The organism is Anaerostipes sp. Marseille-Q3525, from assembly GCF_018223505.1.
GTDB lineage: Bacteria > Bacillota > Clostridia > Lachnospirales > Lachnospiraceae > Anaerostipes > Anaerostipes amylophilus.
In genome coordinates this window covers 1-8,115 of sequence record NZ_JAGTTT010000049.1, presented here as the reverse complement: position 1 = coordinate 8,115, position 8,115 = coordinate 1, and the positions used below count along the sequence as shown (strand labels likewise).

The window sequence follows — 8,115 nt, the reverse complement described above, 5'->3', positions numbered from 1 at the left end:
ATAGATGCCTATGAAGATTACAATGAAGATATGCAGAATGGAAATTTTAATTTATTACAAAATATAATGAAAGAAGATGATTCTGATAATAAATTAAATGCCCATAAAAAAATTGCAATGATAAATAAAATATTAATATTAAAAATGGAAAAATCATTTCATGAAATAACATGGAATAAATATAAGGAAATACTCTATAATATTGTTTCTTTAGGATGTACTAATACATATTTTAAAATATTACACGAAAAATATCCAGAAATTGAATCTATTATTAGATGCATATAAAAAAGAAGGAACCCTAAGTGCAACGATTAGCAAAATGCGTGTTGCACTCAGGATTCCTTCCTTTTATATATTCATAGACTATATTAAATTCACCTTACATTGCTTTTCGATATATCTCAGCAATTTCTTTCTGTGTAAACACAACCGGATTGTTCTTAACACTTGCCGCAGATACTTTCATACAGTTCTCTGCCATCCAAGGAATATCTTCTTCGGATAATCCAAGGTCAGATAGTGTACAAGCAAGGTCGATATCTTTTAACAGACTTCTTAATTTACCAGCAAGATCTTCTGCGGTAACCCCGCCAAAGATTCTTGCGATCTTAGCAAATTTGAAGTGGTTTCCTTTATGAGATGCTTCTACGATCACTGGTGTTAATGCTGCAAGTCCCTGTCCGTGGACGATATCTTTTAGTCCGCTGGCTGGATGTTCCATTCCATGTGCCAGTGTGACACCTGCTGTATTGATGACCATTCCACCGATCGTTGATGCCAGTGTGATCTTCTCCCATGCTTCTTTGCCGCCTTCACCTTTATATACTTTGACAAGGTTTCCTGCGATCAGTTCCATCGCGTATAAACTTAGAGCATCTGTAAATGGCTGTGCGATCTTTGACGTGTATGCTTCCATGCAGTGACATAATGCATCGAATCCGACAGATGCAAGTACATGTTTTGGCATTGTCATCATGCATTCTGGATCAACAATGGATACTTTTGCAACGATCGCATTGCAACGTAAGGATTTCTTGTCTCCGTTTTCTGGGTTTGTAAGAACCGCAAATCCATTTCCTTCTGATCCTGTTCCGCAAGTTGTAGGGATTAAAACTAATGGTAATGCTTTATCGCTTTGTAATTTGTTATAAATGTAATCGTTGATATCTCCGTCATTGACACTTAAGAATGCGATCGCTTTTGCACAGTCCATGATACTTCCACCACCGATGGCTACGACAACATCACATCCATTTGTTTTTGCAAACTCGGCACCTTCCATCGCAGTTGTCGTTAATGGATTCTGTGCGACTTTATCAAATAGTACATGGTCGATTCCTGCTTTAGAAAGACTGTTTGCTACTTTATCATATAAACCAGATTTCTTTGCACTGCTTCTTCCGGTTACGATCAATGCTTTCTTACCATATGGTTTTGTAAGTTCTCCAGTTTCTAAGACTTTACCACTTCCAAATGCAATATTAACTGGAAGGAAGTAATTAAAGTTAATTGCTGGCTGTGCTTCTACTACATTTTCAGCAGCATTGACAGCTCCAAGTGCTTCTTCAAATGTATGATCTTCTTCTGTTTCTACTTCATTTTCGTCTACCACAACATCAATATGAGATCCGAATTTTTCTTTGTATTTTGATTTACAGATAACGAAGAATACAACACCTAAGACAGCCCATCCACCTGCCATTGCCCATTCTTGTGGAACTAGGTTTGATCCTGATCCTGGAATGATATACATTGCTACCATAAATCCTGACATTATGACTGCCAATACACCAACGATCTTATAATGTTTTACTTTATATGGACGAGCCATTTCTGGTGCTTTCTTTCTTAAAATGATGAAAGATAAGGAAACCATACAGTATGCAAGACAGCATCCAAAGTTACCTGCATCGACAATCCATACTAACATTTTACGTCCAAATAATGGTGCTAAAATAGATAATCCACCGATTAAATATAATGCATTGACTGGTGTTTTGTGTGTTTTATGTAATTTTCTAAATGTTCTTGGGATCATGTAAGATTCAGCCATGGAATACATGGCACGGCTACCACCGATCAAGAAAGAGTTCCAGCTTGTAACGATTCCACACATACCACCAACGATCAAGACTTTTGACATAATACTACTGTGGAATGCCTTTGCCATCGCATCGGCTGTGACAAGTCCTGATCCAGCCTGAGATGATGAAATATCAGATGGACTCATAACATAACCAACACCTAAGATGATCAGCGCATAAAATGCAACTGCAAGTACAATGGATAAGATCATGATCATACCGATCTTCTTCAATGGTACATTAATCTCTTCTGCTGCCTGTGGAATAACATCAAATCCAATAAAGAAGAATGGTGTCATAACTGCAACACTCATGATCGCTTTCATCGTAGTTGATGCACTATCTCCTGCAAATAACTGTGGTGCTAGATTGCTACTATCTCCACTGACTACAGATGCTACAATTAAAAGAATTCCAACACCACCGATAATAACAGTTAAAACTGTCTGTAAAGTTGCTGCTGTCTTAGCACCTTTGATATTGATCAATGTAATAAATAAAGCAACGATCATCGCAACTGCAAGCCATGATGCGTAAATATCAAATCCTGCGACAGTATACAGATATCCTTTTAAGAATCCTGGATAAATATAAGTGATAATGGTAGGTAACGCACACGCTTCAAAACATACAACGCTGACATATCCTAAAATGATCGCCCATGTGCAGATAAATGAACCAATCGGTCCCATAGCTTTATAACTAAATACATGTTCTCCACCACACTGTGGCATCGCTGCGGTAAGTTCTGCGTAGGTAAGTCCTACAAAGAATACCATCACACCACCGATCGCAAAACCGATGACAGCTCCTAAAACTCCGCCTCGTCCGATCCAGTCCCCGGTTGAAACAACCCATCCCCAACCGATCATAGCTCCAAATGCAATGACTAAAATGTCCCATGCACTAAATACTTTGTCAAATTCTGATTTTTTCTTTTCCATTATATATCATTCCTTTCTTGCTTCACATTCTGTTTAAAGTTTCGAAAGAAAAAAGGCGCTAAAAGATCCTTATCTCTTAACGCCTTTGTTAGAATGTAAATGTATTTTATTTTAGTCTTCAAATCGCAAATCAATTAACTGCATGATATATTTTGCTGTTTTTTCAAGTCCAAGAATACTGGAATCAATCATCATATGTCTGGTTCGACAATCTCTCATATCAGAGTTTGTCATATATTCATATCTTGATTTCAGCATTCCATCATTATATTTTACAAGCTTTTGTGCTTCTTTTTGTGAAATACCTTTTTGCTCCATAATATGTTTGACTTTAAATTCATCTGGTGCATATACAAAGATGTTCAAGCAGTCATCTCTGTCTTTTAATATGTAGTTACTGCATCGTCCAATGATAACGCAGGAAGATTTCGCTGCCAGTTTATGGATAACCTCAAACTGTGTATAGATAACACGATTTGTAAGGTTTGCATATCTTGGTCCAAAAGTTGTGTCAAACTCATATTTGACATTTTCTTTTCCGGAATCAGCTTTTTCTACCAGATCTCTGTCAACTCCTAACTTTTCTACGACCTGATCCACTAAATCTCTGTCGTAAAATGGAATTCCTAGTGATTCGGCAACCATTCTTCCGATGTCCGGACCACCGCTTCCGTATTCACATCCGATATTTACGATAAAATGTTTCATTTACATTCCTCCCTGATATTTTGATCTTTTTTCAAAGATTTTATTTTATGCTAAGGATTCCACAGCCTCCTTCATGATCGCAAATGCTTTATCACATTCTTCTTCCGTTACGATCAATGGTGGAATTGTACGAATGACACTGCTTCCGATGGCTGTGACTAACAGTTTTCGATCAAAACATGCATGTTTGATATCAACTGCGTTTAATGTGTCATCAAATTCAATACCTGTTAATAATCCCTGATGTCTGACTTCTTTTACATGAGGAAGCCCTTTTAATTTCTCTGCGAAATAATCTCCGACTTTCTTCGCATTTCCAGCAAGATCACGATCGATCAGTTCATTAACTTCTGCTAAGGCTGCTGCACAGCTGACTGGATGTCCACCAAATGTTGTTCCATGAGATCCTGGTGTAAATGCTTTGGCAACTTCTGCTGTTGCACAGATTGCTCCGATTGGCATACCTCCACCTAATCCTTTTGCCATGGATACGATATCTGGTTTGATTCCATAGTTCATATAAGACATTACCGCACCTGTTCGACACCATCCTGTCTGAACTTCATCAATTAAGAGTAACATATCATTTTCATCACAAAATTCTCTTAAACCTTTCATGAATTCCTGTGTTGCTGGATGAACTCCTCCTTCACCCTGTACTGGTTCGATCATGATCGCGATCGTATTTTCTGTACATGCATCTTTAAATGCTTGCAGGTTATTATATGGTGCGTATGAGAATCCATAAGTCATTGGTCCAAATCCAACCTGACATCCATTTCCCGGCTGTCCTGTTGCTGACATTGCTCCGAATGTTCTTCCATGGAATCCCATCTTGGCTGTTACGATATGATAATGGTTTGGTCCGTATTTTTCAATTCCATATTTACGGGCCATCTTGATCATTGCTTCATTTGCCTCTGTACCAGAATTCTGATAAAAGATCTTATCCATTCCAATGGTTTCACATACTTTTTCAGCAAGCAGTGCCTGAGGAATTGTGTATGGATAGTTGAATGTATGCATGATGTCGCCAACCTGATCTTTAACTGCTGCTACAACTTTTTCATTACAGCTTCCTGCGTTGTTAACTGCAATTCCTGCATAAAAATCAAGATATGCTTCTCCATTTTCATCGTACATATACATGTCTTTTGCTCTCTCAGCAAGGAAGTCAAAACGTTCATATGTTTCGATCATATATTTGTTTACTTTATCTTTAATGTCCTGACTTGTTAATCCTGTATCTTTTAATCTCATATCTGTTTCCTCCTCATGATGTTATTGGTTATTTAACTTCTCTGGGCCAGATTTTGTTTATCTCTTTTGTTGATAAACTTGAAATAATAAAAAGAAAAGCAAGGGAAACTCATCCTGTGATAAGCGCCCTTGCTTAATTTTTATCTTTTATTTTGTACAAATATACAATAGCACTGGTGGAGTGAATTGTCAATATATCTGTCGAAATTTTTTAATTTTCTGTATTTTTATCTTTTATAGTATATTTTAATTATTTACTTATGTGCTTTTGTGGCCTTCTCATGATTTTTTGGAATTTTTATAAAATATTATACACTGTATTTGTCCATTATATTGAACATCTTGTTCTATTATCCTATTATTCCTGTATGATATTTACCGATAGTCTACAAATACACAGATAAAACTTGTCTTTTGGTCTGTATTATTTTTGTAATTGTGTTTTTTATCTGTCTCAAATCGATAGATCTGTCCTTTTGTGATTTTCTGAATTTCTTCACCACATTCAATCGTAAGTTCTCCATCTGTTACAGAAAGGTATTCTCTCGTCTTCTCTCCGTGGCTTCCACTGATATATTCTCCTCCTGGTTCGATGTCGATGCGATAAATCTCTAACTGATGATTATCTTCGTATGGAAAGCAGGTCCATACTTTGTATTCGCCGATCATTTCTTTTGTTGGAGTCATCTGATCTGGTGTTACGAGACAGGATTCCATTGGCGGAGCTTCGATTAATTCTTGGAATTCAATTCTTAATCCGCTGGTAATCTTTCCTAAGACTCCTAAGGATGGATTTGCTGTTCCTTTCTCAATTTGGGCTAGCATGCTTTTGCTGACTCCTGTTTGTTCGGAGAGGACATCAAGGCTCATGCCTTTGGAGGTTCGGATTCTTTTTAGGTTGACGGCTACGTTGTGGGATAGGTATGATTGGTAATCCATATCGAAAGCTCCTCTCTTTTTTATTATTACACTGTTTTAGTCTAATTTTCAATCTATTCTTCATATTATACTACAAATTTGGTAAAATAAAAAATAGGCAACTTTATACAAAGTGCCTATTTTTTATTATGAGTTTCTTTGAATTATTGTTCAATTCTTAGAATTTACCTGCTTTAGCAGCTTCTTCAATGTAAGCTTAAAAGTACGGGTTTATGCGGTTTGTTTGGTGTACTTATAGTAATAATGTAGAAATAGTTTAATTCCTACAACGTTTATTTTTGGTTTTCGGGTTTGTTTAAAAACTATTTTATATCTTTATAATATCCTACTTCTTTTTATTTTACAATAGTAAGATATTTTGTTGGAACCCAACTGTTCAGTTGCTTAATAAGGGCTTCCTGCTGATTGTTATTTGTCTGAACTTTAGTAACCGTATATTTCTTGTTTAAGTAAGCGCTTGGAATCAGTTTTCCTTTTGCAGCACCACCATATGTAGCGTTACCTGTGATTTTAACTGAAACACCAGATTTGAATACAGAAGCAATCTTGGCTGTAGTACTAGTCTTAATGCTGTGACCTACAATAGCCTCTGCTAAACACTTACCGATTTTATCTGCGCCAGTTGTTTTGTATAATAAGTAGTCGTCCTTATCGTCTACGAAACAAGTCTCAAACAGCAAAGCCTTTGCTTTTGTATGGTTCAGATAATACAGTTTAGAAGTCTTTTTATATGGATCGCCATGAGGGGTAAAACCAAGTTTCTTTATGTTAGCAACAGCTCTCTGTGCTACTTCTTTCTTTACTCCTGCATATTCTGTAGCCCATACCTCAAAGCCGCCTAACTTTTTGTCACCCTTATGATCATTGCGACCGCTGTTCAGATGAATAGATACATCGATATCAACTCCATTTTGATTACATTTAGCGCAGATTTTTTGTAAGACATCTCTCTGGCTGGTTCCATTATCAACAGTACAATTATACACTGTGGCACCAGCTTTTTTCAAATATTTAACGATAGCTTTAGCAATCTTGCGATCTTCCTTGGATTCGTCTAATAAATCCTTAGCACCGCAAGCAACTTTGTTAGATGGATTATGCCCACCGTGAATGTTTACTTTTTTAATAGCCATTACATATCACCTTCTTCTAAATCTTCCACTTCATTATATGTAGTATCTTCCAGATCTTTTGAAACTGTATTAGTCGCTGGGACTTCTGGTAATCCGCCAATACTTGTAAGAACCGAATAAATCGCAGCCACCAAAGCTACGCTAAATGCAAGTTTCCAGTTAATATCTGTCATTGCAGCACCAACAGTGATCATACCGCCTGCTGTCTGTGCAAATGTTTTGATTGCTCTAACGATTGTGGATCTGAACCAATCTTTTGTGTCTACATCAATTTTGAATACACAATTCTTTAACATAAAATTTCTCCTTTCATATACCTATTTTTTAATTAAAAACTCTTGTAACTCATCTCGGATTTCTTTCATCGTAGTGATTCCGTTACCTGTGATCTCGTGGTTGATTATTACCAAAAGACTTCTTAAGATCATCTGATTTGAGCTTTCAATTTCTTTCAGTCTCTTATTATCATTATCAAGAAGCTTATCATGCTTTTCGACTTTAGCTTTCAGATCATCATTTGGTTTCCGAATCTCTTTCACAATCTTCCAAAGTGTCCAAAGTCCAGCCACAAATGAACAGAACCAAATAATCTGCTCTGATGTAATTATGAAACCTGTGTTTTGCATTCCTCGCCCTCCGTTGTTTCTTTACTGTAGATTAAAATTTTATTAGTTTATCGCATAAAAATAAGACCTCTGTGGGTCCTGCTCTGATTTCTAAATTATGTTTCATTCTTCTGTATTTTCCTTTACTTCATTTTTCTGTTCCTCTTTGATAAGTCCTTCCACAAATCCAAGACATTCAGCCATGATTTTCGTATTACGACCTTTTGTTTCAATCATATTCATTGTGTTATATAATTTCACAAGTTTTTCTTTCATTGTCAGCCTCCTTATACATCTTCTGCATCTTTAAAATCTGGAAGTGTTTTTAAAAATTCGTATGCTTCTTCTATTGTCATATCTGGATCATAGTCGGTTTCATAAGTTTTACTCCGCATGTATGGACGGCTTAAACTGTTTTTCTTTTCATCCTCGCGAATAT

The 8,115-nt window shown here is 36.4% G+C and carries 9 protein-coding genes; 1 reads left to right on the top strand and 8 read right to left on the bottom strand.

Annotated elements, in window-relative coordinates; all coding sequences use genetic code 11:
* A partial coding sequence (locus tag KE503_RS13745) for a DUF5685 family protein (protein WP_249183082.1) occupies positions 1 to 288 on the top strand: 288 nt, incomplete at its 5' end.
* A 94-nt stretch (positions 289 to 382) separates the two neighbouring features.
* On the opposite strand, the gene KE503_RS13740 is transcribed toward KE503_RS13745, so the two are convergent.
* The 8 genes from KE503_RS13740 to KE503_RS13705 form a co-directional block, all read right to left on the bottom strand.
* Complete coding sequence (locus tag KE503_RS13740) at positions 383 to 3,031, bottom strand: bifunctional amino acid transporter/iron-containing alcohol dehydrogenase (RefSeq protein WP_212385600.1); 2,649 nt, start codon at positions 3,029 to 3,031, stop codon at positions 383 to 385.
* A 111-nt stretch (positions 3,032 to 3,142) separates the two neighbouring features.
* Positions 3,143 to 3,739: a cytidylate kinase-like family protein gene (locus KE503_RS13735; protein WP_022374890.1), complete on the bottom strand. Its 597-nt coding sequence runs from the start codon at positions 3,737 to 3,739 to the stop codon at positions 3,143 to 3,145.
* Between the two features lie 45 nt (positions 3,740 to 3,784).
* A complete protein-coding gene (locus tag KE503_RS13730; RefSeq protein WP_055196953.1) occupies positions 3,785 to 4,999 on the bottom strand; it encodes an aspartate aminotransferase family protein in 1,215 nt (404 codons plus the stop codon).
* Positions 5,000 to 5,374: 375 nt separating this feature from the next.
* The gene (locus KE503_RS13725; protein WP_055196951.1) at positions 5,375 to 5,938 is read right to left on the bottom strand and encodes a helix-turn-helix domain-containing protein; all 564 of its coding nucleotides are present in this window, start codon (positions 5,936 to 5,938) and stop codon (positions 5,375 to 5,377) included.
* A 335-nt stretch (positions 5,939 to 6,273) separates the two neighbouring features.
* The gene (locus KE503_RS13720) at positions 6,274 to 7,071 is read right to left on the bottom strand and encodes an N-acetylmuramoyl-L-alanine amidase (protein ID WP_212385598.1); all 798 of its coding nucleotides are present in this window, start codon (positions 7,069 to 7,071) and stop codon (positions 6,274 to 6,276) included.
* Entirely contained in the window at positions 7,071 to 7,367 is a 297-nt protein-coding gene (locus KE503_RS13715; RefSeq protein ID WP_212385596.1) for a holin, read from the bottom strand. The genes KE503_RS13720 and KE503_RS13715 overlap by 1 nt, the downstream gene beginning before the upstream one ends.
* Before the next feature lie 21 nt (positions 7,368 to 7,388).
* The gene (locus KE503_RS13710; protein WP_212385594.1) at positions 7,389 to 7,697 is read right to left on the bottom strand and encodes a hypothetical protein; all 309 of its coding nucleotides are present in this window, start codon (positions 7,695 to 7,697) and stop codon (positions 7,389 to 7,391) included.
* Between the two features lie 102 nt (positions 7,698 to 7,799).
* Complete coding sequence (locus KE503_RS13705) at positions 7,800 to 7,952, bottom strand: hypothetical protein (protein ID WP_212385592.1); 153 nt, start codon at positions 7,950 to 7,952, stop codon at positions 7,800 to 7,802.
* Positions 7,953 to 8,115 lie beyond the last annotated feature (163 nt).